We start from the raw sequence: 24698 nt of genomic DNA, 5'->3' as shown, positions 1-24698 counted from the left end.
ATCCCGGCTCACACGGTCGGGTCGGCAGCCAACTTCCGCTCCGCGTCCGCCTGTTCGCCCGCGCTGGGGTCGGTGTCGAGCGAATCCACCAGCGCCGCCCGCTCCACCGACCCCTCAGGCTTGAGCAGCCCCACCCCCACGTAAAGGACCAGCGACGTCAGCACCGGTGCGCCCACCGTCACCGTCTCGCTCGTGCCCTCGGCGCCCCAGTAGAGCCAGGCCCAGACCGCGAGGCCGCCGGCCCAGGAGACCATCGCTGCGGTCGGCCCGGTGCGCTTGAACCAGGGCAGCAGACCCAGCATGAGGGGGATGGAGATCGGGCCCATCGTCGCGGCCACCACACTCACCACGACCGTCATGATGAAGCCGTTCGGATCGGCGCCCAGCGCGATCGACATGGAGACGGCCACGAACGCGACCGTGGTGATCCTCGCGAAGAGCAGCTTCTGCCGTTCCGTGAAGCGCCGCACCTTCGGTACGAGGACGGGCGCCAGGTCCCGCGTGATGACCGCGGTGATCACGTTGGAGTCGGAGGCCACCATGGCCATCGTGTGCGAGAAGAACCCGGCGAGCAGCAGCCCGATCAGGCCGGAGGGCAGCAGTTCCTGGGCGAGCATGATGTACGAGCGCTCGGGGTTGCCGATGTCGGGCACGATCAGCGGCGCCGCGATCATCGGGATGAACAGGATCAGCGGCCACACCAGCCACAGCGCACTGGAGAGCAGCGCCGACCTCTTGGCGCGGCTGCCCGAGGGGGACGCCATGTAGCGCTGCGCCAGGTTCCACATGCCGCCGTTGTACTCGAAGGTCTTCACGAGCAGGAACGCCATGATCAGCCCGGTGGTGACCGTGCCGTTGACCGGGTCGCTGTGCGAGGCGGGCAGCTCGTCCCACATGGTCCAGAGGGAGGAGACTCCGCCGAGGTGCGCCATGACGGCGACGAGCATCGCGATGCCGGCGACGGCCTGGATGACGAACTGCCCGAAGTCCGTGAGGACATCGGCCCACAGCCCGCCGAAGGCCATGTAGAACATGGTGCACACGCCGGTGAGCGTGATGCCCCAGACCAGCGGGATGTCGGCGAAGCCCTGGAGCAGTACGGCGATGGCCACCCACTTGGCGGCGATGTCGACGACCTTGAGCAACGCGCCGCTGTAGGCGAGGAGTTGCTGGGTCGGCAGGTTGTAGCGCACGGCGAGATAGGCGAGCGGTGAGTCCACGCCGTGCTTGGCGCGCAGCCGGTTCCAGCGCGCGGCGAAGACGAACGCGCCGATGCCGACGCCCAGGCCGATGGTCAGCGGCCACCAGAAGTACACGGTGACGCCGTAGTCGTACGCGACGGCGGCGAAGGTGACGAACATGATGGCGCTGTAGCCCGACATATGGTGCGAGATACCGGACAGCCACCAGGGGATGCGGCCGCGTGCGGTGAAGAAGTCCGCGACGTCGTGGACGCGCGACTTCGACCACAGGCCGATGCCCACCATCACGAAGAAATAGCCGCCGAGCACGGCCCAGTCGAGGGTGTTCATGCGCACTCCAGGGGTCGCCGGCCCCGTCCAGGGGTGCGCTCATCCTGGGTAGGGGCGAGCGACGCCGACAACCGTCTGGAGAGTCAACGGACAGTAAAATCGTTCGAGTTGAGGATCTCCGTTCATATACGTGGACAACTCAACTCTGTTGGAGGCGAGTTGCTGAGGGTGTCTACCGCATCAGCTCACCCGCGTTCACCAGCAACGACTGCCCCGTGATGGCCCGCGCCCGGTCGGAGGCCAGGAAGACGCAGGCGTCCGCCACGTCCCCGTCCGTGGCCAGCTCCGGCAGCACCATCCGCTCGCCGAGCCGCCGCTTCACCTCCTCCTCCGGCACGCCCTCGGTGTGCGCGGTGAACTGGACGTACGCCTCCACCGGCGGCCCCCACATCCAGCCCGGCTGGACCGTGTTGACCCGGATGCGGTGCGGGCCGAGCTCGCGCGCGAGGGAGTACATGGCGGAGACCAGGCCGCCCTTCGAGGCCGCGTACGCCGCCTGCCGTACCTGCGAGGGCGCCGCCACCGAGGACTGCGTGCCGACCAGGACGAGTGCGCCGCCGCGTTCCTTGAGCGCCGGCAGGCAGGCCCGCGCCATCCGCAGGCTGCCGAGCAGATTGACGTCGAGCACGCGCTGCCACGTCGCGAAGTCCGCGTCCTCCAGGCCGCCGAAGTGCGAGTCGAGAGCGGCCACTTGGACGAGCGCGTCGATCCGTCCGGAGCGCTCCACGGCAAGCCCGGCGAGGGCCCGGCACTGCTCCTCGTCGGCGATGTCGGTGGCCCGGTACGCGGTGTGCGCGCCGCCCGGGTCGATCTCGGCGGCCGCCTTGGCGAGGTTGGCCTCCGTGCGGGCGCCGAGCACGGCGTTGCCGCCGTCGCGGACCACGGCGGCGGCGACCTCGTGGCCGAGTCCGGCGCCGACCCCCGAGACGATCACGGTCTTTCCGTCGAGCAGCATCGGCGCCTCCGTAGCCCTGGTGCATTCCCTGACGGGGCGTCAGAGTAGGGCCGTCCTGCAGGGGAAGGAAGGGGAGCACCATGGGCGAGGAGACCCGCAGTGAGACCTACGCGGAGCTGGCGTCGGTAGGGCCGTACGGCGTGCACCCCGGGCACGCCCTGATCACCATGGTCGAGCCGCACCCGGGCCATGAGCACGCCTACAACCGCTGGTACGAGGACGACCACTACTACGCGGGCGCGATGGCCATGCCCTGGATGTACGCGGGCCGCCGCTGGGTCGCGACCCGGGATCTGCAGCTCCTGCGCCGCCCGGAGAAGTCGGCGGTCGCCCAGCCCGTCACGGCCGGCTGCTATCTCTCCACGTACTGGATCACCGAGGGCCGCTATGACGACCACATGCGCTGGACCGTCGGCATCAACAAGCGCCTCAACCGCGACGGCCGCGTCCATCAGGACCGCACGCACGTCTTCACGGCCTTCCAGGACCACGTCGCCACGGTCTACCGGGACGGCGCCGGCGGTCCGCGTGACTTCCACGCGCTCGACCACCCGTACCAGGGCCTCGTCCTGGAGGTCATCGACGCCGAAGGGCCCGAGCAGCGCGCCGAGTTGCTGGAGTGGCTGCGCTCACGCCACCTGCCGGGCAAGCTCGCGCAGTCCCCGGCCGCGATGGTCGTCCTGTTCCGGCCGACCCCGCTGCCGGGCGACCGGATGTCGTACGTGAAGCAGGTCGAGGGTGTCGACGACCGGCTGACGCTGCTGTGGTTCCTGCAGTCCGACCCGCGCCCCTGTTGGCCGGAACTCTTCGCCGGGCGCGAGGCGGAAGTGGCCGAATCCGGTCTTGGGCGGGTCGAGTTGGTGGCGCCGTTCATCCCTACGGTTCCGGGCACGGACCTCTTCGTGGATCAGCTGCGGTAGCCGCACGGGCCGGACGCTGCGGGGGCGTGCTGGGTGCTGCGGGGAAAGGCCGAGCCCCCTCGGCCGGGACGGCGAACCAGTCGAGAGGGCTCTTCGGTGGTGCTGGTGGTGCGGTTGTGTCGTGCTCAGGATCAGGCGTCCCACGTACCCCGCGTGACCTGACCGACGAACGCGCTCCAGGACTCCGGAGCGAACGCCAGCGCCGGGCCCTCGGGGACCTTCGAGTCACGCACGTCGATCGCGTGCGTCACCGGGGACTTGACCTCTACACATGCGCCGTTTCCGGTGGAATACGAGGACTTGGTCCAGGTGTCCGTGACGCCTTGCTGAATTGCCATGTTCGCTCCGCTTGCCTATCGCCGGATGTGTGGGGGTGCGATGCCAACGGCTGGATCTTGCTTGCTTGTTGTTGGCGTGATCGACGCTACTCGCCAACATCGGGGCGCGAGGCGGGCATTCACTCGACCGGATGGCATATACCGGTGAGGTCTTCCCTATTGACGAGGCCAGGGTGTACCGTGCCGCGCCTTCAGAATGGAACCCTCCGGATACGCCGGTCTCCGAGTCGCTCAGGCGTGTTCGCGGGCGTAGGTCTTGGCCACTTCCGAGATGAACTGACGGGTCTGGTCCACGTTCAGGGCCTGCGCCCGCAAGTGCTCGTACATGACGCTGTACTTCTGCACGTCGTTCGCCTTCTCCAGGTAGAGGTCGCTGGTCACGCCCTCGATGTAGACGACGCTGGAGTCGGCGGCGTCGGGGAACTCGAGAATGGCGTACTGGCCGTTCACGCCCGGGTGCGCGCCCATCGTGAACGGCATCACCTGCACCGTGACGTGCGGCTCGTGCGACATCTCGACGAGATGCTCCAACTGCTCGATCATCAGCTGCCGGTCGCCGACGACACGGCGCAGCGCCGCCTCGTCGAGCACGGCCCAGAGCCGCAGCGGGGCCTCCCCGGAGTTGATCCGCTCCTGGCGCCGCATCCGGACCTGGACGCGCTTCTCGATGTCCGTGGTCGCGGTCTCCGGCAGCGCCCCGCCGATCAGCGCCTCGGCGTACGCGTGCGTCTGCAGCAGTCCGGGCACGACCTGCGGCTCGTACACGCGCAGCGAGGCCGCGTCCGTCTCCAGACCGATGTAGACGCTGTACGGAATGTCGCCGAAGGCGTGCCACCAGCCCTGCTGCCGGCTGTCCTTGGCCATCTGCATCAGCGACTCGACGACGCGGTGGTCCTCGACCTCGTACACCCCGCACAGGTCGCGGACATCGCGCTGGCTGATGCTGCGTCGGCCGTTCTCGAGGCGGCTGATCTTCGACTGGGAGACGAGGAGTTTGTCCGCCACCTCCTCGGCCGTCATGCCTTTGAGCTCACGGAGCCTGCGCAACTCCTGGCCCAATCGGCGTCGCCTGACGGTGGGATTGACATTGGACGCCACGGGACGTGCACCTCCGGCTGCGGGCCTCTACTTTGCGTATCTACTGCTCAGCAGAGTGCCACCAACGAGTGTCATAGCGCTGGGAAACAGCGGATATGCGAGAGCGCGGGGCGGCGGCCGGTGTCGTCGTCCAGGACGACCGGCCACCACCCCGCGCTCCTGTGCGGCTCCCGAACCGGTCTCAGGGGGACTGCGGTGCGGTGTCGGTGGTGCGGGTGGTGCGGAGGTGGGGCTTGTGGTGCGGGTGGATCTCTTCCCGGGCGTACGGGCCGTGCCTCAGTGGGCGACCGCCCGCGCCATGGGACCTCGGCGTGGCTGCATCGGAATCCGGCTGCCGCCGGCCTCCTGGGCGGCCGCACGGTCCGTCTTGCGGGCCGTGGCCGTGGCCGGGGAGCGACGGGGCTGGGCCGCCACTCCGTTCTGGACGTCCATGACAGCGTGCGCCACGAGGCCGCCCATCGGGTCGTGCCTGATCAGATCCCGGAGGCGGGAGCGCGACGAGCGCCCTTCGTTCCCGGGATACAGGTGCTTGCCGAGACCGACCGCATGGGCCAGCGCGGCGAGCGCCGCGGTCCGTGGGTCCGGCGGAACGCCGGTCCGGATCGCGGAGTCAAGCCGTGACCTGATCTCCCTGCTGATCGCCGTCTCCGTCGCCTGATAGCGCGTCGTCGGCAGCACTCCGCACATCTGGCCCGCCACGGCATGCACCATGCCGCACCGCTCCAGATGCGAGAGATAGGTCTGGCGCAGCCCCAGTCGGGGCCCGCCGATCCAGTGGACCGCGCGCACCGGGGCCCCGCGCCTGCGGAGTAGTTCCAGTGCACAGTCCAGAGTCGGATCTCCGGTCGGCCGTGGTGCTACCACGGCGATACGATCCCCGTCTGGGGCTATCCGTCCGGCCAGCGCCAGCTCTACTAGCTGAGCTCCTGCCAGACCTAGGTCGAGCGACTGCGGCTGCGCTGTGGTACCCGTGGTCGGGTCCAGAGCGAGCAACAGAAGCTCTTCCGGAATTGTTCTGCGGCTCCTGCCCATCCATGCCTCCCCGCGTGGATGAATGACAGGGTGACCCCTCTCACATTGGTCTGTCGAGAGTGCGTGTCCGGTTCGTTATGGAACCAGGAGATATGTCGTTCTCGTCTAGCCCGGCGGGCAATCCCGCACACAGGACACTGGTACATGGTTCGGACATTGACGTAGCGCGCGAGTGTGGGCGGGCAAGGCGTATCGAGGAGGCATGGGTGGCGGGCGAGACCCCCGACACGTCGGGGCAGCGAAAGTCTTCGGGGACGTCCTCGGGCAGTTCTTCGGGCGACCGTACGGCGAGGTCTTCGGGCGAGGCCTCGGGCGAACCGACGGCGAAGCCCGCCGACCCTCGGCTCGCCGTGTCCCGGCAGTCCGCCGCCGAGGAGGACGCTCCGGCGCGCGTCGACCAGCCGACGGCGGTGTTCTCCACGGCGGCGCTCGATTCCTCTTCCGGGGAGGCGGAGGCGGGGTCGTCGGCGGAGTCGTCGGAGGCGGAGGCGGAGGGCGCGGGGGAGGCCGATGCTTCCAAGGACGCCCGCCTACGCGCCGCGGTTGCCGCCTGGGTCTCGGGATCCGACGGGAACGACGATTCTCGGCCACCTGAGGACGAGGAGGCCCCCGAGTCGGCGGAAGAGCCCGCCGAGGAGGCCGAGGAGGCTGAGGGGGGCGCTGAGGGCGCCGAGGCGGCTGCTGCGGGTGCGGCGGGTGGGTCGGATGCGTCGGGCGCGGCTGATGAGGCGGACTCCGGTTCCGGTTCTGAGGCTGAGGACGAGCCCGAGGACGATGAGTCCGAGGCTTCGCAGGACGCGGACGCGGACCCGGCGGACGAGGACGAGTCAGCAGACGGTGACGAGGCCGCGCTCGACGCCGCACCCGAGGAGCCCGCGCCCACCTCCGAGGACGACGACGACCCCGCCGAGGACGACGCCCCCCAGGACGACGAGTCCGACGACGAAGAGTCCGAAGACACCAAGTCCGAAGATCCCCCCGCCGACCAGCCCGCTGACCAGCCCGTCGACCAGCCCACCGCGATCTTCAAGGCGCCGAAGGCGAAGGTCGACCAGCCGACGGCCATGCTCAAGCTGCCCGCCGACGCCGAGAAGGCCGAAGCCGAGAAGACCGAAACCTCCAAGGCCGAAGCCCCCAAGGCCGAAGCCCCCAAAGCTGACACCGAGGACCCGGCCGCCGAGGCCGAGTCCGAGCGCACCAGCAAATTCGTAGCCCTCAAGCCGCTCGACGAGCCGAAGGCGCCGAAGCAGCGGACGGAGAGCGCGAGCGACGCGAAGGCGCCGCAGGAAGCGGCAGCCGGTGCGGCGCTGCCGCCCGAGGCGCCGACGGCCGCCGCCAGTGCGCCCGGTGCCGCCCACCTGGGCCCCGAGCGGACCACGCAGCAGCCGCTGCCGCCGAAGCCGCCGCTCGACCTGCTCGCCGAGCTGACCAACCGGCCGAAGCCGCCGGAGACGGTGCTGCGTACCACCGTGCGCCGCGTGAAGATCTGGACGCCGCTGGTCCTGCTGCTCGTGGTCGTGTTTGCGGTCGTACAGTCCGTGCGCCCGCTGCCCACGCCGACGCTCGCGCTGACCGCCGACGCGAAGTACACCTTCGACGGCAGCGAGCCGAGCCTGCCCTGGCCGACCGAGGGGCAGGCGGTCGTGGACGTCGACGGGATCGGCAGCCTCGGTACGTACGGCGATGAGAAGCCCATCCCGGTCGGCAGTGTGGCCAAGGTCATGACGGCCTATCTGATCCTCAAGGAGCACAAGGCGACCGAGGAGCTGACCGTCGACAAGACCGCCGCCGACCATTTCCGGACCGGCGAGCCCGCCAACGAGTCCGTGGTCGAGGTCGAGGAGGGCGATGTCATCACGGTCGAGGAGGCCATCAAGGACCTCATGCTGCCGTCCGCGAACAACATCGCGAAGCTGCTTGCCCGTTGGGACAGCGGCGGCGACGAGGAGGCGTTCGTCAAGAAGATGAACGACGCCGCCAAGGACCTCGGCATGAAGAACACCACGTACACCGACGCGTCCGGGCTCGACGAGACCACCGTCTCCACAGCCGTGGACCAGGTGAAGCTGGGCAAGGCCGCGATGGAGATCCCACTGTTCCGGAAGATCGTGCGGATGCCGAAGTTCGACTCCACGACCTCCGAACGCCCCCAGGACGAGCGGAACTTCAACAAGCTGGTGCCGCTGTTCGGCGTCGTCGGCATCAAGACCGGCTCCACCACCAAGGCGGGCGGCAACCTGCTGTTCGCCGCGGAGAAGGAGATCGGAGGCGAGCGGCAGCTGATCATCGGCGCGGTCTTCGGCCAGCACCTGCCGCCGATCATCGACACCGCGACCGCCCGCAGCAAGGACCTGATCCTGCGGGCCCAGGATCTCCTGGAGACCCGGACCGTGGTGCAGAAGGGCGATGTCGTCGGGCACGTCGACGACGGCCTCGGCGGCACCACCCCGGTCGTCGCCACCGAGGACGTCTCGGCCGTCGGCTGGCCCGGACTCACCGTTGACCTGGCCGTCGGCGACGGCGGCGAGACCGTCCCGCACATCGCGAAGGCCGGTACGGAGGTCGGCGTCCTGAGCGTCGGCGACGGGAAGGAGGGCGCCGTGAAGGTGCCCGTGGCCCTCCAGGAGGACCTGAAGGAACCCGGGTTCGGCGCAAAGCTGACGCGTATCGGCTGACCGGCCGCCACCGCGTGCGAGCGTGACCGCGTACGAGTGTGAGGGGGAGCCCTGTCCTTCAGGGCTCCCCCTCACGCGTCCCCGTGCCAGCGCCGCGAGACCCGGGGGGCGGGTGCCGAGACGGCCTGAACAGAGGCCTACTGGTCCTGTACCGGGAACGCGATGTCGCACACCTCGTCCTCCGGGCCCGCCGCGTCCCAGTCCGCGAAGTAGATCTCCCGGCACGGCCCGGCGATCGTCAGGCCCTGCTCCGCGATCCACGCCTCGACCGCCTCGTACGCGGAGTTGATCTGCGGGTGCGCGACCTGCGCCTTGGTGATCCGGGTGCGGACGAGCCGCATCGCGGGCACGGTCCGGGCCCGGCCGCCGTGCCCGTTCGTCTCCGCCCAGGCGCGTGCGGCGTCCGCGTCGGCTACCGGTACGCAGGACTCGGCCGGGCCGTCGCTCTCCTGGCTGACCTCCGCGTAGTACTGCACGAACGGCGCGTCCACGATGCCCCCGCAGTGCTCCCGCGCGGCCCGCTCAAGGCGGCCGAGCGAGGCGCCGATGAACGCCGGCAGCTCGTGCGCGAGCGTGTGCCGGACCTCGCTGATCACCTGCTGCTCGGGTACGTCGACGGTCCTGATCTCGAACTTCTCGTACATCTCGGAACTCCTTCCGGTCAGGCGTCCACGGAGGTGATCCACGAGCGTCCGCTGCCCCGCCACCCGCTCCTCGACGGCCTTCCAGTACGCGGCGAGCGCCTCGGCGGCCTCCGGGCCCGGCAGGTCCAGGAACTCCCGGATGCGCGCGAGCGGCATGTCGAGCCGCCTGAGCAGCGTGATCAGCCGGGCCCGTGCCACCTGCGCGCCGCGGTAGTAGCGGTAGCCGGTGGCCTCGTCCACGTACGCGGGCGCGAGCAGCCCCTGCCGGTCGTAGAGCCGCAGCGCCTTGGGCGAGAGCCGGGCGCGGGCGGCGAAGACGCCGATGGTGAGGAGGGCGTCGTCGGGTGCCTGCGGTGCGTTCACGGGTTCATCCTCCGCGGCTGGGCGGCCGTTCCGCCCGGTCGGAGTCGGAGCGTGGGGTCTGCCCCTGGGGCAAGGTCAAGAATTCGGTGGACCGGGTCGCGGGCGGGCGGCTAGCGTGCCCGGCATGTCGAGCCCCGAGGCCTCCAGAGGCTAGCCACCGGACCACGTGTCCGGTGGCTGTACGAGTGGTCCTTCGAGGCGTGCGCGCGCTGATGTCGTCAGGCGTCAGGCGTCAGCCGTGAGCCGTAAGCCGTCAACCGCGTGCCGCTTGCCGACCCGTCGTAGAGCCGAGGCCCACTCCCCTTCACCTCTCACCACCTGCCGCCCTCTGTCGGCAGGGCTGGAGTCTCGACATGCCTCGTGCACCCCGCACACCCCGCATGCCACGCATGCCCCTCACCGTCCATCTCCTCGGGCTCGCCGTCTTCGCCATGGGCACGTCCGAGTTCATGCTTTCCGGGCTCGGCCCCGACATCGCCGCCGAGCTGCACGTCTCCGTCCCGACCGCGGCCACGCTGACCTCGGCGTTCGCCGTGGGAATGGTCGTCGGCGCTCCGGCGGCCGCGCTCCTCAGCCTGCGCTGGCCGCGCCGCCGGGCGCTGCTCGTCTTCCTCGGCGCCTTCCTGCTCACGCATGTCGCGGGCGCGCTGACGTCCAGCTTCGCGACGCTGCTCGCCCTGCGCTTCGTGGGGGCGCTCGCCAACGCCGGGTTCCTCGCGGTCGCCCTTGCCACGGCGGTGTCGCTCGTCGCGCCCGACGCCAAGGGGCGGGCGGCGTCCGCGCTGCTCGGCGGGGTCACCGTGGCGTGTGTCGCGGGCGTGCCCGGCGGTGCGCTCCTCGCTCAACTCTGGGGCTGGCGCGCGGCGTTCTGGGCGGTGGCCGTGCTTTCGCTGCCCGCGCTCGTCGCCCTCGTACGGTCCGTACCCGCCGGGCACGCGCAGGGAGCGCCCCGCCCGGACGCCCGCCGCGAACTCGCCGCCCTGCGCAGCCGGGACCTCCAACGCACGCTGCTGCTCGGCGCGTTGGTCAACGGCGCGACGTTCTGCGCCTTCACGTACCTGGCCCCGCTCCTCACCGACGTCACGGGCCTTGCCGCGTCCTGGGTGCCGGTGCTGCTCGCGCTGTTCGGCGTGGGCTCGTTCGTGGGTGTCACGCTCGGCGGCCGGTACGCGGACACGCGCGCCGCGCGCCTGCTGACCGTCGGCACGCTCGCCCTCTGCGCGGGCTGGCCCCTGTTCGCCCTCACGTCGAGCTGGGCCCCGGCGACCCTGGCCTTCGCGTTCGTCCAGGGCGCCCTGTCCTTCGCCGTCGGCTCGACCCTGATCTCCCGCACCCTGTACGCGGCCCCCGAGGCCCCGACCCTCGCCGGGGCCTACGCGACGTCGTCCTTCAACATCGGCGCCGCGCTCGGCCCTTGGCTGGGCGGCCTGCCGGTCTCGGCGGGGGCCGGGTTCCGGGGACCGCTGTGGGTGAGCGCGGGGTTGGTGGCTGCCGCGGTGGGAGTGGGGGCGTTGGGGGCGTTGCGGGTTCTCGTACGGCGGGGGAGGGGGCGGGGCCGGGAGCGGGTGCGGGCCTGATCCGGGGCGGTCGGCGGCCACCTGGTCCTGGGTTCACCTGGTCCTGGGTTCACCTGGGCCTGGGTTCGCCTGGGCCTGGGGGCTCGGGTTCACCTGGTCCTGGTTCACCCGGGCCGGGTGGCCGCCTCACGCAGGGGCCGGGATCAGTCCCGTACGCCCGCTCAGGTTCAGCGCGGCCAGCCGCAGTGGACGTGGCGGCTGTGGCCCGCGTCGCCCGGGCCGAGGACCTCCGTCGCGCCGAGCTTGCGGCAGGCGGACATCAGGCCCTGGTGCGGGGCGCCGTCACCGACGTGAACGCCGTTGATGTAGTTGATGTCGAAGGAAAGCCCCGCGTAGTGCCGGGAGTTGGAGCTGTGGTCGCCGCCGACGATCTCGGAGACGGAGACCCGGTAGCCGTACTGGCCGCGCAGCTTCAGGAGGCCGCTCAGCATCCGGGTGTCGAGGGCCACGCGCTGGTTCGGCCGGTCGCTCCACGGGCTGGTCAGCGCGCCCTTGCCGCTGGCCGTGTCGACGATGTTCTGCCGTGCGGTGGAACCCGCGTGGGTGCCGCCGGGGTGGACGGTCGCAAGGACGATGTCACGGTGGTCGCGGATCTCCTTGGCGAGCGCGGCCCGGTTCCCGGACGGTGCGCCGCCGGAGCCCGCACCGAGCAGCGCGGACCAGCTCTGCGGGCCGACGACCCCGTCGGCGCCGAGCCCCTTCGCCTTTTGGAACGCCTTGACGGCGGACGTGGTGGCCGGGCCGAACTTCCCGTCCACGGCGACGGACTGGCCGCGCGCCTTCAACAGCGTCTGGGCCGCCTTCACCGCCGCGCCCTGCGCCCCCTGACGCAGCGTCGGCGTCAGCTTCGCCCAGGTGGCGGGCCCGACGATGCCGTCGGCGCCGAGTCCCTTCGCCTTCTGGAACGCCTTCACGGCGGAGGTGGTGGCCGGGCCGAACTTCCCGTCCACGGCGACGGACCGGCCGCCGGCGACCAGCAGGTGCTGGAGCGCGGTCACTTCCGGACCGCTGGCTCCCGCCTTGAGCGTCGGCCCGGAGAGGGCGGCCGCGGCCTGGTTCGCGGTGGGCGCTGCGGACCTCCCGCCCGGCAGGGAGTCGGGGGTGGAGGCGGTGGCCACGGTGACCAGACCCGCACAGCCCAGGGCCCCGATGGCGATCGCGGCGGCCATTCGCCGGGTGCGGGTGGGGCGTGCGTGACGTGTGGTGCGTACGGACATGGCTGACTCCTTGGCCTCGGTGGGCGGTGGGCGGTGTGCAGGGGGCGGCCGATGGCTCGTACCGGCTCACGAGAGGAGCGGGATCGTCGGCCGCGGAATCACTCTGCACGCCTTGAGGCGCCCTGACCCGGGGTTGCGGCGGTGCATTGATGCGTGCATGAGCGGCTCGCTATGCACGGCGATGACCTGCGGTTATGCAGGGAGGAGTTAGCGGCGTCCGCTCGGCCCCGCGTCGCCGGGCGGCGTGGGCGTCACGGCCTTCGTGGCGCACACCTGCCCGCGCGGGGTGTGCGCGCAGGCCTTGGCGTCGTCGGGGCTCACGGCCTCGACCATCGTGGTGTGGGCGTCGTGTCCCCACTGCTGGGTGTAGTGGCGGCTGCGCCCGGCGTTGTTGGTGACGCGTACGACATCGCCCTGGGACGTGCCGCTCATCTTGGCCCACGCCGCCTGACAGGCCGGACTGAACCGCAGCTCGACGAAGACTCCGTGGGCGCGAGCCGTGTAGTACGTGGCGGCGTCCTCCCGGCAGACCGCGTACTTGGCGTCGATGCCGAAGCAGGACTCACCGCGGCACTCGGCGGGAGGCTGCGTACCGGTGGAGGTCGACTCCTCGGCGGGAGGCTGCGTACCGGCGGAGGTCGACTCCTCGGCGGGGAGGGAGGCGGAGGGCGTCTCCCGGTGGCCTGGCGGGGTGGTCCCCCGCCGCTCCTCGCCCAGCGTCATGAAGGCGGTGAGCCCGGACGCTCCGACGACCGCGGCGGCGACGGCGATCCACGGCCACTTCTTGCGGGAGGGGGTGGGGGGTGCCGGGCGTGCCGGGGGTGCTTCCGCTGTTTCCCCTGGTTCCCCGGTGGCGGTGGCTGCCTCCGTGATGTCCGGAGCCTCCGTGACCTCAGTAGCCTGCGCCTGCGCCTGCGCCTGCAGATTCAGAGCCAGGCTCAGCTCCTCCGGTGCCCGGCGCAGCACCTCGTGCATGGTGCGGATGACGTCGGGCCGGGCCGTCGTCGGCCGGGAGCGGTTCAGGTAGCGCGACAGCATCTCCTGGCTGATCTGCACGCCCCGCTCCGTGATCCGCCGGGCCAGCGCCTCCTGCGTGATCTTGTCGGGGTGCTCCTCCCACCAGCTCCGCAACAGTAGGGCGAGCTCCCGCTTCGCTGCCTGTCTCTGCTCGTCGCGTGCAACGCCCATTGATGCGTCCCCCCACGTTCACCGTGCATGACGGCAGCTCAACCGCCCTGCATCACCGGGGCCTTGTGCATGAATCAGCCGGCCAGCCGAAAGTGTAGGACTCCCCGGTGACGCGGGTGCATGGTTACGGCAACCACTTCCCAACTCCGGTCGAAAGACCACCACTTCGAGCTGCCCGCGTACTCCGAAACCCGCGTACTCCGAAACCCGCGTACTCCGAAACCCGCGTACTCCGAAACCAGCGCACTCCGAAAGGGGCCGACCATGCCCACCCGCTCAACTCCCGGCCGCCGTGCCCACCGCCGTCGCCGTACCGGCCTGACCCTCACCGTGGCAGCCGTCGCCGCCGCATCGCTCGTGGGCGGCGTCCTGCTGTCCACCGCCGACGAGAGCGTGGCGGCGCCGCCGAGTACGTACAAGGTGAAGGGCGTCGACACCAGCCACCACAACCACGACGCGACCGGCGAGCCCATCGACTGGAAGCGCGTCGCGCAGTCGAATTCCTTCGCGTTCCTCAAGGCGACGCAGGGCACCGGCTATCAGGACCCTTGGTTCGCCCGGGACTTCAAGGCCGCCTCCGGTACGTCGATGCTGCGCGCCCCGTACCACTTCTTCGACCCGGAGAGCACCACGGACGGCGGCGCCCAGGCCGACCACTTCATCCGCACCGCCAAGGCCGCCGGCTACACCGGGCAGAAGGCGGGGGAGCTGCCGCCGGTCCTGGACGTCGAGGGCACGTGGCAGAACGGCCAGGAGGTGTGCCCGAAGGCGCTGCGCGCCGGGCAGTTGACCGTGTTCCTGGACCGCGTCGAGGCCGCGTTCAAGGTGAAGCCGATCGTCTACACCCGGGCGTCGTTCGTGAACGGCTGCATGTCCGGCAAGGGTGAGGTCTTCAAGGACCACCCGCTGTGGCTGGCCCGGTACGAGAGCGGGTCGTCGGAGCCGCAGGACGTGCCGGGCGCGGGGGCCTGGTCACTGTGGCAGTACACGGAGTCCGAGTCGATCCCGGGCCTGCCCGGCAAGAACGGCACCACGGGCAAGGGCGACCGCAACGTGTTCCGGGGCACCCTGGACCAGCTGCGGGACCTGGCCGAGGGCGGCGGCACCCCACCCGAGCAGCCGGGCACGTCCTGGCCGACGGTCGAGCCGGGCCAGAAGGGCGTCGACGTGACGACCGTGCAACTGCTGCTCGGCGCCCACGGGTACGCGACGACCGCCGACGGCGTCTTCGGCACGGGTACGGCGACGAAGGTCAAGGCCTTCCAGAAGGCCGAAGGCCTGACCGCCGACGGGATCGTGGGCCCGGACACCTGGACGCGGCTCATCGTCACGGCGAAGCAGGGCTCGAAGGGCGACGCCGTCAAGGCCCTTCAACGCCAACTGGCCGCCCACGGCCACGACATCACCGCCGACGGCGTGTTCGGCACGGGTACGGCCACGCAGGTCAAGGCCTTCCAGAAGGCCGAAGGCCTGACCCCGGACGGCATCGCCGGTCCCGCCACGTGGGCGGCACTGGTCGGGTGAGTCCGGCTGAGCCCGGCTGACTACCGCCCCTGAGTCCGGCCGACCACTGCCCCTGACCTCCGTACGTAGGAGGTCAGGGGCGGTGTGCTCAGCGGTCGAGGACCACTGGGGGCAGTGGTCTCAGCGGTCGAGGACCACTGAGGGCAGTGGTCTCAGCGGTCGAGGACCACTACCGGAATCGTCCGCCTGCTCTTGGCCTCGTACGTGCGGTACACGGGAGCCAAGCCGGTCATCAGGTCCCAGAGCCGCTCACGTTCCGGGCCCTCGGCCGTGCGGGCGCGGGCGGGGAAACGGTCGGCGAGGACCTGGACCCGCACCTCCGGATCGGCTGTCAGGTTGAGGTACCACTGGGGGTGGGTGTGGGTGATGGCCGAGCCGGACGCGACGAGGATGTAACGGCCCGCGTCCTCCCCGTAGAAGAGACCGGTCCGGTAGAGCCTGCCGGTCCTCCGGCCCCGATGGGTGAGGACGAGATTGGTCATCCCGCCTTCCCGGTGACCGCTGGCGCCGTCGGTCGCGACGTAGCGGCGTACGTGCTCCGCCACTGAGGGGTCGGGGCTCTCGACGATGGCTGCGTCCTGCGCTGACGCTGACTGAGGACTCTCCGGGGGCATTCAACTCTCCAGGTCGGCGGGTGGGTTGGAGACGGGGCCGGTTCAGTGAGCGGCGACGAGGCCCTGGGCGAAGCCGCCGTCGACGGCCAGCTCGACATTGGTGGTGAAGGTCGCGTCGGCCGCCAGGAAGAGCGCGGCCGCGGCGACCTCCTCGACCGTGCCGTTGCGCCCCAGCGGAGTGCTCTCGTCACCCTGCTGCTCGAACTCCCTGCGCTGCTCCTCCGTCAGCCCGGCCACTCCCATCGTCGGCGTCTTGATGAAGCCAGGAGCGACCGAGGTCACCCGGATCCGCCGGGGCAGCAACTCGGCCGCCAGTACGTGGGCCAGGGCGCGGGTGGCCTCCTTCGACGCGGAGTACGCGCTCAGCCCGGGGAAGACGACGTCGTTGGCGACCGTGGTGAACACGATCGATCCACCGTCCTCGATCAGCGGGGCCAGCGCCTGGACGGTGAAGAAGACACCCTTGGTGTTGACGGCGAACTGGCGGTCCCAGGACGTCTCCGTGACCTCCGCCAGCTCGGCGAACTCCGCGATGCCGTGGTTGACGAAGAGGTGGTCGACGCGGCCGAGCTTCTCCTGGGCGAGGTCGGCGAGGGCGGCGATGTCCGCCATGCTGGCGGCGTCGGAGCGTACGACGTGCGCCGCCTCGCCCTTGAGCTCCGTCCGAGCCTCTTCGAGGGTCCGCTCACTGCGGCCCGTCAGGACGACCTCGGCCCCTTCGGCGAGCAGCGCCTTGACGATCGCCAGGCCCATACCGTGCGTCCCGCCGGTGACGACGGCCTTTTTGCCCGTGAACCTGCTCATGATGACTCCTTCGGCTGGTTGTGCGTGTGCGTGTGCGTGTGCTTGTGCTTGTAGCTCGTGGTCGTGGTTGCGGGAACGACTCTGCTGGGCGGTGCATTCGGTCTGCCTGCGGTCTGCTTTCGGTCCGCTTTCGGGTCGGGTTCGGGTCGGGGTCGGGTCGGGGTCGGGACGGGGTCGGGTCGGGTTCGGGTCGGGGTCGGGCGGCCGGGTTCGGGCCGTTTCCCCGTACGCGTTCGGTCCGTTGGCGGGCGCCCGCCCGCAGTCCGTGTGCCGGCCGTACGCTGAACCGATGCGCTTCGGGGTACTGGGACCACTGGCCGTCTGGAGGGCGGACGGCGATCTCGCGACGGTGCCCGAGGCGAAGGTGCGCGCCCTGCTCGCCGATCTCCTGGTCACGCCCGGCCAGGTCGTCTCCGCCGACCGGCTGGTCGACGACCTGTGGGGCGAGACCCCGCCCTCCCGCCCGGCCGCGGCGCTGCAGACCCTGGTGTCCCGACTGCGCAAGGCCCTCGCGGCTGCCGGGGAGGACGGCCTGGTGGTGCACCGACCGCCGGGTTACCAACTGCGGGTCGCCGACGACGCGATGGACGCGGAGCGCTTCCTCGAGCTGGCCGACCGGGCCCGCCGCACCGCCGACCCCCGCGCACGGGCCACGGGATTCGCCGAGGCACTGGCCCAGTGGCGAGGGCCCGCCTTCGCCGGTTTCGCGGACGAGATCTTCGCCCGGGCGGCGGCGGCACGGCTGGAGGAACAGCGGCTCCTGGTGCATGAGGAGCAGGCCGAGGCCCGGCTCCTGCTGGGCGAACACGGCCCGTTGGCAGGCGAGTTGAGAGAGCTGGCCGAGCTTCACCCCTTACGGGAACGGCTGCGCGCGGCCCATATGCGTGCCCTGTACCGCAGTGGCCGCCCCGGTGAGGCTCTTGAGGTCTACCAGGAGGTGCGCCGCCTGCTCGACGATGAGTTGGGGCTTGAGCCGGGCCCCGAACTGGCCGCGCTTCAGGGGCAGATCCTCAACCAGGAAGGCCTGGCTGCTGTTCCCCCGCCGGTGGCCGCGAAGCTTCCCGTTCCGCTCTCCGGTCTGATCGGACGGTCGCGATCCGTGGCCGACGTACGGGCGTTGCTCGTGACGCAGCGGCTGGTGACGCTGACCGGTCCGGGCGGAGTCGGGAAGACCCGCCTTGCACTGGAGGTCGCGGGCACGTCAGAACCAGGTCAAGTCCCGGACGGAACAACCCTGGTGGAACTCTCCGGCGCGGCTCGCTCGGCCGAGGCGTCGGGCCCCGCGGTCGACGAGCTGGCGGAGGTGGCCGCCGTGGCGCTCGGCATCAGGGACGACGCCCGTACCGGCGCCCTGCCCCCGTCGGCGGCCGGCAGCCCGCACCCCTTGGCGGACCGGTTGGCCGACGCGTTGCGCGACCGGCGTCTGCTGCTCGTACTGGACAACTGCGAGCACGTCATCGAGGCGGTGGCCGCCCTGGCGCGACTGCTGCTGCAGGCCGCGCCAGGAGTGCGCATCCTGGCCACCAGCCGCGAGCCGATGGGCATTGCGGGCGAACAGCTGTGGCCGGTGGCTCCGTTGGACGTACCGGAGCCCGGAGCCGCGCTGTCCGACGTGATGCGGTCGAGCGCGGTGCGGCTCTTCGTGGCGCGCGCCGCCGCCGTGTCGCCCGGCTTCGCCCTCTCCGAGGGCAACGCCGAGACGGTCGCCACCATCTGCCGCCGTATGGACGGCATTCCCCTCGCCGTCGAGCTGGCGGCCACCCGGCTCCGCGTGCTGGGCGCGGACGCACTCGCCGAGCGGCTCGACGACCGGTTCGGGCTCCTGACGAGCGGGCGGCGGGACGCCCCGGCGCGGCAGCAGACCCTGCGCGCGGTGATCGACTGGAGTTGGGATCTGCTGACCGCCGCCGAACGCGCGGTGCTGCGCCGCCTGGCGGTCCACCCCGACGGCTGCACCCTGGACGCAGCCGAGGCACTCTGCTCCGGGGGCGGCGTGAAGCCCGGCGAGGTCGTCGACCTGCTGGCCCGTCTGGTGGACCGGTCCCTTGTGGTCGTCGCCGACAGCACACAGGGCCCCGCCGCCGCCGAAGAACCGCGCCCGCGCTACCGCTTGCTGGAGTCGGTGGCGGCGTACTGCCTGGAACAGCTGCGGGCGACGCGGCCGGAGTCGTACCACGGAGGGGAGCGGTCCTACGGGAGCGGGCCCGCGACCGAGTACGACCACATGCGCCGGGCCCACCTCCGCTACTACGTCGAGCTCGCCGAGCGGGCCGAGAGTCGGCTGCGCGGCGCTGAGCAGCAGCGTTGGTTGCACCGTCTCGACGCGGATGCGGCCAATCTGCGCGCCGCCCTCGACACCGCGGCCGCCACGGGCGAGGCCGAGCTCGCCCGACGCCTCGTACGAGCCCTGTCCTGGTACTGGTTTCTGCGTGGCCGGCTCACGGAGGCGAAGCGCTGCCTGGCCACGGCGCTGGCCATCGGGTCGACTCCCGCGGCAGCCGAAGAGACACCCGCGACAGCCGAGGAGACTCCCGCGGCCATCGAGGAGACTCCCGCGGGCGCCGAGCAGAGGACCGGGACGGTCGAGCAGAGGACCGGGACGGCCGGTGCCGACCGTGCCTACCTGGCCGCGTGGCACGCCGGAATGGTCCTGCTGTCGGGCGATCCGCTCGGCTCCGGACAAGCCGGTCGCGTGCCGCTGCGGCTGTACGAGGAGATGACCGACGTCGGCGAGATCGGCCGGGTCGGCCCGGGCTGGTTCCTCGCCCATGCCGCGACGATGTTCGGTGCGCTGGAGGTGGGTGAGGAGCTGGTACGCCGGACGCTCGCCGACGCCAGGTCGGCGGGCGACCGCTGGGGCGTCGCGGCGGCGCTGAGCGTACGGGGCGTACAGCGGTACGTACGAGGTGAGCTGGCGGCTTCCCGGTCCGACGCGGCGGAGAGCCTCGCCCGCTTCCGTGAACTCGGCGACCGCTGGGGCCAGTTGCAGGCCACCGGGGTCCTGGGCAGGCTCGCGGAGATCGAAGGCGACTACCGGTCAGCGCAGGCCGAGCACGAGAACGGCCTGCGCATCGCCGAGGAGCTCGGCCTGTGGACCGAGGCATCCGTCCGCTGGTCCGAACTGGGCCGTATCGCCCTCCTCGACGGCGATCACGCGCGAGCCGAACGACTCCACGACAACGGCCGACGGCTCGCCGTACAGCACGCCGACCACCGCGCTCAGGAGTTCGCCGAGGTCGGACTCGCCCTCGGAGCGCGGCGCCAGGGACGCTGGGCGGACGCCGAGCGCCACCTGCGCACCTGGCTGAAGTGGAACCGTCGCTTCGAGGCGGAGAACGGCACCGCCCTCATCCTTGCCGAACTCGGTTTCCTCGCCGAACTCCGCGGCGACCACGCCGCCGCCCTGGCCCTCCATACCGAGGGCCTGACAGCCGCCCGTACCACCGGGGACCCCCGGGCCGTCGCCCTCGCCCTGGAGGGTCTGGCGGGCGCCCATCACCTGGCCGGCCGCTCCGAAGTCGCCGCTCAACTCCTCGGCACCGCCCACCGCTCCCGCACCGCGGTGCGAGCACCGCTACCACCGGCCGAACGCGGCGACGTCGACCGCATCACGGGGGCCGTCCGCACGGCCCTCGGCGATCCGGCCTTCACCACGGCGTTCGCGCGCGAGGCCGGGGGCTACGCCTAGGGTCGGGGCTTCTCGTACTGCATGCGCGTGAGGCGGCGTACGAAGAGGAACGCGAGGACTGACGGCCTGGCCGTCCAGCCGACGCTGTTGATCCCCCGTTCCCCACAGCGCCGGAGCGTCTCGTCGGCCTGCCGCTACGAGCTGTCGCTACGAGCTGTCGCTACGAGTTGTCCGCTGAAGTGACCGGCCCGAAGTGCACCCACTACAACAAGAAGATCTCCAAGAAGAAGGACATCGTCACGATCTGCCAGTCCGACGCCTTCTTGGACACCTGCATCGACCGGGGCGTCCGGTGGCGGTGACCAACCCTGCTGATTCGCGCGGTTGCCGGGTGCGTGACCAGATCCACGCTCCGTACGACTCCATGCCCCGCTCGCGAGAGCCGCCCCGCTGGAGAGGGCGAGGACGGCGGGCCCAGGACCCCGCGGCCGCTGCCCGCGAGATCGAGCAGCAGCTCGCCCCGCCGCCGCGGCCGTGTCCCCGACCTGTCCCCGCACACATGCGAACGGCCCCCTCGGAGTCCACTCCGAGAGGGCCGTCCACTGCTCAATGCCTGGTCAGGCACAGTGCCCCCGGCAGGATTCGAACCTGCGACACCCGCTTTAGGAGCATGATCGTTTGTGGGATGACGATCTTGGGGTGACCTGCGGGTTGTCGCGTGCTGTAGTCGCACAGTGGCTCTGACCTGGTCTTATGCGCTCTCCACAGGTCCCTTCCGCTCCTCTTCCGTCCCGTGCCCTCTCGTCCGGTACGTCCCCGCTGTGTCCCCGCACGGGCTGTGTGTCCCCGCTCTGTCCCCGCATCGTCCCCGCACGGGAGCGGGCGGCGTCCGGCGCGACGGGCGTGGCCCTTGCCGGGCAGGTCGGGGCTCGGTTGTCGTTCTGCGAGCACCGCTTGGCGTTTGCGGGCGAAGGTGAGGTCGGTGTCGGGGAGTCCGTGGGGCTGGTCGCGCGGGCTGTCAGGGCTTGGATCCGCCGCCGGTCTGATTCATGGGTGTATGGGGTGAATTCTGGACGGTGCTGATCAAGTCAATTTCTTGGGGCTGGAGTGAGTGCCTAGGCAGGGGTATTCGCCTCACCTGAACCTGTGGCCCGGTTGTGGTGTAGTGGCCGCTGCTTCTAGGTGATGGGGGAACCGTGCCGCGGTGGGGGAAGGTCACGCTGACGGTTGTCGTGGTGCTGGCTGTTGTGGGGCTGGCCGTGCGCCAAGACGTCGAGGAGTGGTGGTTGGCACGTCAGGCATGCGGCGGGGCGGTGCCGCGCGAAGTTATCGACGCGCGCATGCCCGATGATGCCCGGCTGCTTCCCGCCGAGGAGAAGCTGATCGAGGAGACCGGCTGGTACCGATGCGATCTGCGCTTTGAGGAGCCTGGCGGCGGTAGGGACCAGGTGCTCCATGTGGTGGCCACCACCGATCAGGAGGAGCAGGGCGAGATTCTGTACGACACGTTCGAGTTCAACGAGAGCTGGAGCTGGCGCGGGCAGGTGCCTGAAGGGTTGCCCGGCATTCTGCAGGTGAACGACACCCTTCAACTGCTCATCGATTGCCCGGCCTTGGGCAAGGACGCCAAAGGGAGTCCGCGCAAGCTCCTGGTGCGCAGCGGAATCGGCCCCTGGTCCGGCGAATCGGCCCCACCCGAGCTGGCGAAGTCTGCGGCTTCCTTGGCCAACGAGGCATCCCGCAGACTTGGTTGCGGTGCCGAACCGCTGAAGCCGCCGACGGGAAAGGTGTATCGGGAACCACGGCCATTGGCCCCGAAGCAGGCAGCGGGTACCCCCTGCGCGTGGACGGCGCGCGCGGATCTGCCCGCAGGGGCGAGGGTCTCCGTCAGTGGTACCCGGACCTCGCACGCCGTACGGTGCGATCTCCACTGGGGTGCCAAGTTTCGCGATCCCAAAGTGATGTTGAGTGCCTACTACGGAGACTGGGGCAAGCGCCTCCGGTTCGACGACGATGGGCGGATCTTCCCCGGCGCGGTGCAGGCCCGGTGTAGGGGCGAAGCGGTCATCTTCAAGGCGGCGACGGAACCGGACGCCAGCGTTACGGAGAAGCAACTGCGTGTGTTGGCGCAGTCGTTTGCTCGTGCGGAGCTCAGGCAACGGGGCTGCTGATGCTTGCTGGCCACACGTCGAACCGTCACCTTCGTCCGACGTTGCACCCCGCTCAAGCCAACGTCATCGGGCGGCGGGAGTGCGGGTCCCTGGCATCCGCTGGAGGATGAAGATGAAGGACGACGGCATCGCGTGGATCGCCGACGCTGACCTGTCCTGGCTCGGGTACTGCGTCACCCTCTCCCGCGGTCTGACCCCGGAGCAGTTGGTTGCCCGACTTGCCGGTGATCGCACGCCTGCCCCACTGGGGGAACACTCCGCGGCGGAGGTGGAGGCGCTCCTGGGGCAGCGGGACCGGGAGCGGGGCACATGCGACAGCATCGCGGTGCGGTACGGAGAGGTCGGCGGGCTGGCCTACGCCGTCGCGTACGGAGACAACTGGCCTGGGAATATGGGCCCCGGTTATACCGACGGCCTCTCGGACGGCGGAGCGGACGTGTTCCAGCTGTACTGGGAGATGGAGAACCCGAAGCTTCCCCCGCCCGCCTTCGCCTACTTCCGCGACGGTGAGTACATGTGCGGCTTCGACATGTTCATGCATTCGTGGTCGCACGAGATCACAGGCCCTCGCTCGGACCTGGTCCGCGGAGACGTGGAGGCTGCGGGCATCCCCGCGGAGACGGACCGGGACACGGCCCACCGCAAGTCCCTCACCGTCGTCGAGGAACGGTTCGGCCTCACCTTGCCCAAGGAACTGGTGCTGGGCGGGAAGCTCCCTGCAGCCCTGATCGCAGGGCATCCGTAGGGAGTCGGTGCCCTCGGGCCTGGCGTTTGCGTCAGTGAGCCCCGGCCGCACGAGCGGCCGGGGCTTGGATCCACCGTTCTGATTCATGGGCGTCTGGGCTGAATTCTGGTTGGTGCTGATCAAGCCAATTTCTGACGTGGTGCTGGCTGTTGTGGGGCTGGCCGTTCGGGGGCGCGTCGGGCACTCGGTGCCGTACTCGTTCGGCCTACTCTTCAGCGCCTGTCAGAGGTAGTCCGCCTAAGGTCGAACCGACGGTCTCGGGGAACGTAAGGAGGCCCAAGTGAAGCGCCGTACTGCCGTGCCCTGCATAGCCCTGGCTTTCGCTTCCATCGCTCCGCTCTCCGAGGTTGCGCACGCTCAAGTGGATCTCGACTGCCGTGACTTTCAGTTCCAGGAAGACGCCCAGGCCCACTTCGACATGGACCCCAGTGACCCGGACCGGCTCGACGAGGACCAGGGCCCGGACGACGGCATCGCCTGCGAGGTGCTGCCCAGAAGAGGTAGCACCGCCGTCACACCCGCGCCTGTCAGCCCGTCCGTCACACCCACGCCTGTCAGCCCGACTGCCACCCCCACGCCTGTCAGCCCGTCCGTCACACCCACGCCTGTCAGCCCGACCGCGATGCCTTCCCGAGGCGTCCGGGGCGGAGTGGGTGGCGCAGCGGGTCCAAGCGATTTCGATACTGGCGCGGGCATCTTCCTCGTGACCGGCGCGGCCGCCGGCATCGTTTACACCGTCCTGCGGCGTCGACGCCGCGCTTAGGACTTGTGCGGGTGAGCGGCTGCGGCTGATGCCGCGGGAGAGGTCGACTGGGACATTGCGGTGGACCCCCGCCACCGTGCGCCCGCATCAGCACTCGGCTGTCGCCCGCACCGCTCCGCCGCCTGCTCGCACCTCAAAGAGGGCTGAAGTCCCAGAACATGCGCGAGACCGCCTGGCAGAGCTTGATCGCCCGGTTGGTCCGGGACTCACGTGGTGGGTTCACCTGCAAGCTCCACAAGAGCGTGCGCCTACACCACCACTTCCGCGCTGGTCGACGAGCTCGCCGAGGCCGACGCAGCCCGGCTGAGGAGAACCGAGATGGGAAAGATCGTCATCAGCGAGAACGTCTCGCTCGATGGAGTTGTCCAGGACCCGACCGGAGAGGAGGGCTTCAGACTCGGCGGCTGGTTCGGCCAGATTGGGGAGCGGGACCGCGAAGCGTGGGCCCAGGTCGAGTTCGCCGAGGCGCTTGGCGCCGAAGCCCTGCTGCTGGGGCGGCGGAGCTACGAGTGGTTCGCCGCGCGGTGGCCATCACGCAGCGGCGAGTGGGCGGACAGGCTGAACAGCCTGCCGAAGTACGTCGTGTCCTCGACCCTCGAAGACCTCGATTGGAACAACTCGACGGTCCTGAAGGGCGACGTCGTGAACGAGGTCTCGAAGCTGAAGCAAGGCGTGAACGGGGAGATCGTCGTCTATGCCAGCGGCCAGCTCGTGCACTCACTGCTGGAGCACGACCTCGTCGACGAGCTTCGGCTGATGATCTTCCCGTGCGTGCTCGGGGCAGGGGAGCGCCTCTTCGGCGAGGTCAGCGACAAGAAGCGGATGCGTCTGGTCGACACCCAGACTGTCGGTGACGGCCTTGCCCTTCTCACCTACCAGCCCGTCCGAGGCGCCTAGCATCAAGATGCTC

Annotated in this window: 20 protein-coding genes; 10 read left to right on the top strand and 10 right to left on the bottom strand. The window is 70.5% G+C overall.

Going from position 1 to position 24698, the window contains the following annotated elements; translation table 11 throughout:
- Nucleotides 1-8 precede the first annotated feature (8 nt).
- Nucleotides 9-1532, bottom strand: a complete 1524-nt coding sequence (locus RCO28_RS18910) for a sodium:solute symporter family protein (RefSeq protein ID WP_308942324.1) — start codon at nucleotides 1530-1532, stop codon at nucleotides 9-11.
- A gap of 172 nt (nucleotides 1533-1704) precedes the next feature.
- Nucleotides 1705-2487 (bottom strand): SDR family oxidoreductase, encoded by a 783-nt coding sequence (locus RCO28_RS18905; RefSeq protein ID WP_308942323.1) that lies wholly within the window; start codon nucleotides 2485-2487, stop codon nucleotides 1705-1707.
- A gap of 80 nt (nucleotides 2488-2567) precedes the next feature.
- Between RCO28_RS18905 and RCO28_RS18900 the strand changes: the two genes are divergently transcribed.
- Nucleotides 2568-3407: a hypothetical protein gene (locus RCO28_RS18900; protein WP_308942322.1), complete on the top strand. Its 840-nt coding sequence runs from the start codon at nucleotides 2568-2570 to the stop codon at nucleotides 3405-3407.
- A 131-nt stretch (nucleotides 3408-3538) separates the two neighbouring features.
- Here the strand turns inward: RCO28_RS18900 and RCO28_RS18895 are convergent, their stop codons facing one another.
- From RCO28_RS18895 to RCO28_RS18885, 3 genes are all read right to left on the bottom strand, one after another.
- Complete coding sequence (locus RCO28_RS18895) at nucleotides 3539-3745, bottom strand: DUF397 domain-containing protein (RefSeq protein WP_282539582.1); 207 nt, start codon at nucleotides 3743-3745, stop codon at nucleotides 3539-3541.
- A gap of 231 nt (nucleotides 3746-3976) precedes the next feature.
- Nucleotides 3977-4843: a helix-turn-helix transcriptional regulator gene (locus RCO28_RS18890; protein ID WP_308942321.1), complete on the bottom strand. Its 867-nt coding sequence runs from the start codon at nucleotides 4841-4843 to the stop codon at nucleotides 3977-3979.
- Between the two features lie 276 nt (nucleotides 4844-5119).
- Nucleotides 5120-5875 carry a GPP34 family phosphoprotein gene (locus RCO28_RS18885; protein WP_308942320.1) on the bottom strand — a complete coding sequence of 252 codons (756 nt, stop codon included), beginning with the start codon at nucleotides 5873-5875 and terminating at the stop codon, nucleotides 5120-5122.
- 206 nt (nucleotides 5876-6081) lie between these two features.
- Between RCO28_RS18885 and RCO28_RS18880 the strand changes: the two genes are divergently transcribed.
- The gene (locus RCO28_RS18880) at nucleotides 6082-8550 is read left to right on the top strand and encodes a D-alanyl-D-alanine carboxypeptidase (RefSeq protein WP_308942319.1); all 2469 of its coding nucleotides are present in this window, start codon (nucleotides 6082-6084) and stop codon (nucleotides 8548-8550) included.
- Nucleotides 8551-8687: 137 nt separating this feature from the next.
- Here the strand turns inward: RCO28_RS18880 and RCO28_RS18875 are convergent, their stop codons facing one another.
- Nucleotides 8688-9557 carry a MerR family transcriptional regulator gene (locus tag RCO28_RS18875; RefSeq protein WP_308942318.1) on the bottom strand — a complete coding sequence of 290 codons (870 nt, stop codon included), beginning with the start codon at nucleotides 9555-9557 and terminating at the stop codon, nucleotides 8688-8690.
- Nucleotides 9558-9946: 389 nt separating this feature from the next.
- Here RCO28_RS18875 and RCO28_RS18870 point away from each other — a divergent pair, with 389 nt between their 5' ends.
- On the top strand, nucleotides 9947-11134 hold the full coding sequence (locus RCO28_RS18870; protein WP_308942317.1) for a Cmx/CmrA family chloramphenicol efflux MFS transporter: 1188 nt from the start codon (nucleotides 9947-9949) through the stop codon (nucleotides 11132-11134).
- 167 nt (nucleotides 11135-11301) lie between these two features.
- Here RCO28_RS18870 and RCO28_RS18865 read toward each other — a convergent pair whose 3' ends face one another.
- Both RCO28_RS18865 and RCO28_RS18860 read right to left on the bottom strand, forming a co-directional pair.
- Nucleotides 11302-12351, bottom strand: coding sequence for a peptidoglycan-binding protein (locus RCO28_RS18865; protein ID WP_308942316.1), 1050 nt, complete (start codon nucleotides 12349-12351; stop codon nucleotides 11302-11304).
- Nucleotides 12352-12558: 207 nt separating this feature from the next.
- A complete protein-coding gene (locus RCO28_RS18860) occupies nucleotides 12559-13539 on the bottom strand; it encodes a DUF2690 domain-containing protein (protein ID WP_308942315.1) in 981 nt (326 codons plus the stop codon).
- Nucleotides 13540-13803: 264 nt separating this feature from the next.
- Here RCO28_RS18860 and RCO28_RS18855 point away from each other — a divergent pair, with 264 nt between their 5' ends.
- Nucleotides 13804-15063, top strand: a complete 1260-nt coding sequence (locus RCO28_RS18855; RefSeq protein ID WP_308942314.1) for a peptidoglycan-binding protein — start codon at nucleotides 13804-13806, stop codon at nucleotides 15061-15063.
- Nucleotides 15064-15215: 152 nt separating this feature from the next.
- Here the strand turns inward: RCO28_RS18855 and RCO28_RS18850 are convergent, their stop codons facing one another.
- Together RCO28_RS18850 and RCO28_RS18845 are read right to left on the bottom strand one after the other, a co-directional pair.
- Nucleotides 15216-15677, bottom strand: a complete 462-nt coding sequence (locus tag RCO28_RS18850; RefSeq protein WP_308942313.1) for a nitroreductase/quinone reductase family protein — start codon at nucleotides 15675-15677, stop codon at nucleotides 15216-15218.
- 42 nt (nucleotides 15678-15719) lie between these two features.
- Nucleotides 15720-16481, bottom strand: coding sequence for an SDR family oxidoreductase (locus RCO28_RS18845; RefSeq protein WP_308942312.1), 762 nt, complete (start codon nucleotides 16479-16481; stop codon nucleotides 15720-15722).
- A 289-nt stretch (nucleotides 16482-16770) separates the two neighbouring features.
- Here RCO28_RS18845 and RCO28_RS18840 point away from each other — a divergent pair, with 289 nt between their 5' ends.
- From RCO28_RS18840 to RCO28_RS18815, 6 genes are all read left to right on the top strand, one after another.
- Nucleotides 16771-20169, top strand: a complete 3399-nt coding sequence (locus RCO28_RS18840) for a BTAD domain-containing putative transcriptional regulator (protein ID WP_308942311.1) — start codon at nucleotides 16771-16773, stop codon at nucleotides 20167-20169.
- 167 nt (nucleotides 20170-20336) lie between these two features.
- Nucleotides 20337-20471: a hypothetical protein gene (locus RCO28_RS18835; RefSeq protein ID WP_308942310.1), complete on the top strand. Its 135-nt coding sequence runs from the start codon at nucleotides 20337-20339 to the stop codon at nucleotides 20469-20471.
- Nucleotides 20472-21341: 870 nt separating this feature from the next.
- Entirely contained in the window at nucleotides 21342-22280 is a 939-nt protein-coding gene (locus tag RCO28_RS18830; RefSeq protein ID WP_308942309.1) for a hypothetical protein, read from the top strand.
- A 106-nt stretch (nucleotides 22281-22386) separates the two neighbouring features.
- Nucleotides 22387-23025: a DUF6461 domain-containing protein gene (locus RCO28_RS18825; protein ID WP_308942308.1), complete on the top strand. Its 639-nt coding sequence runs from the start codon at nucleotides 22387-22389 to the stop codon at nucleotides 23023-23025.
- Nucleotides 23026-23305: 280 nt separating this feature from the next.
- A complete protein-coding gene (locus tag RCO28_RS18820; protein ID WP_308942307.1) occupies nucleotides 23306-23788 on the top strand; it encodes an excalibur calcium-binding protein in 483 nt (160 codons plus the stop codon).
- A gap of 318 nt (nucleotides 23789-24106) precedes the next feature.
- Nucleotides 24107-24685, top strand: coding sequence for a dihydrofolate reductase family protein (locus tag RCO28_RS18815; protein ID WP_308942306.1), 579 nt, complete (start codon nucleotides 24107-24109; stop codon nucleotides 24683-24685).
- The last annotated feature ends 13 nt before the right edge of the window (nucleotides 24686-24698 follow it).

The sequence above is a fragment of the Streptomyces sp. LHD-70 genome (genome assembly GCF_031157275.1).
Lineage (GTDB): Bacteria > Actinomycetota > Actinomycetes > Streptomycetales > Streptomycetaceae > Streptomyces.
The sequence above is the reverse complement of the archived record's forward strand: the minus strand, read 5'-3'. Positions and strand labels throughout refer to the sequence as shown.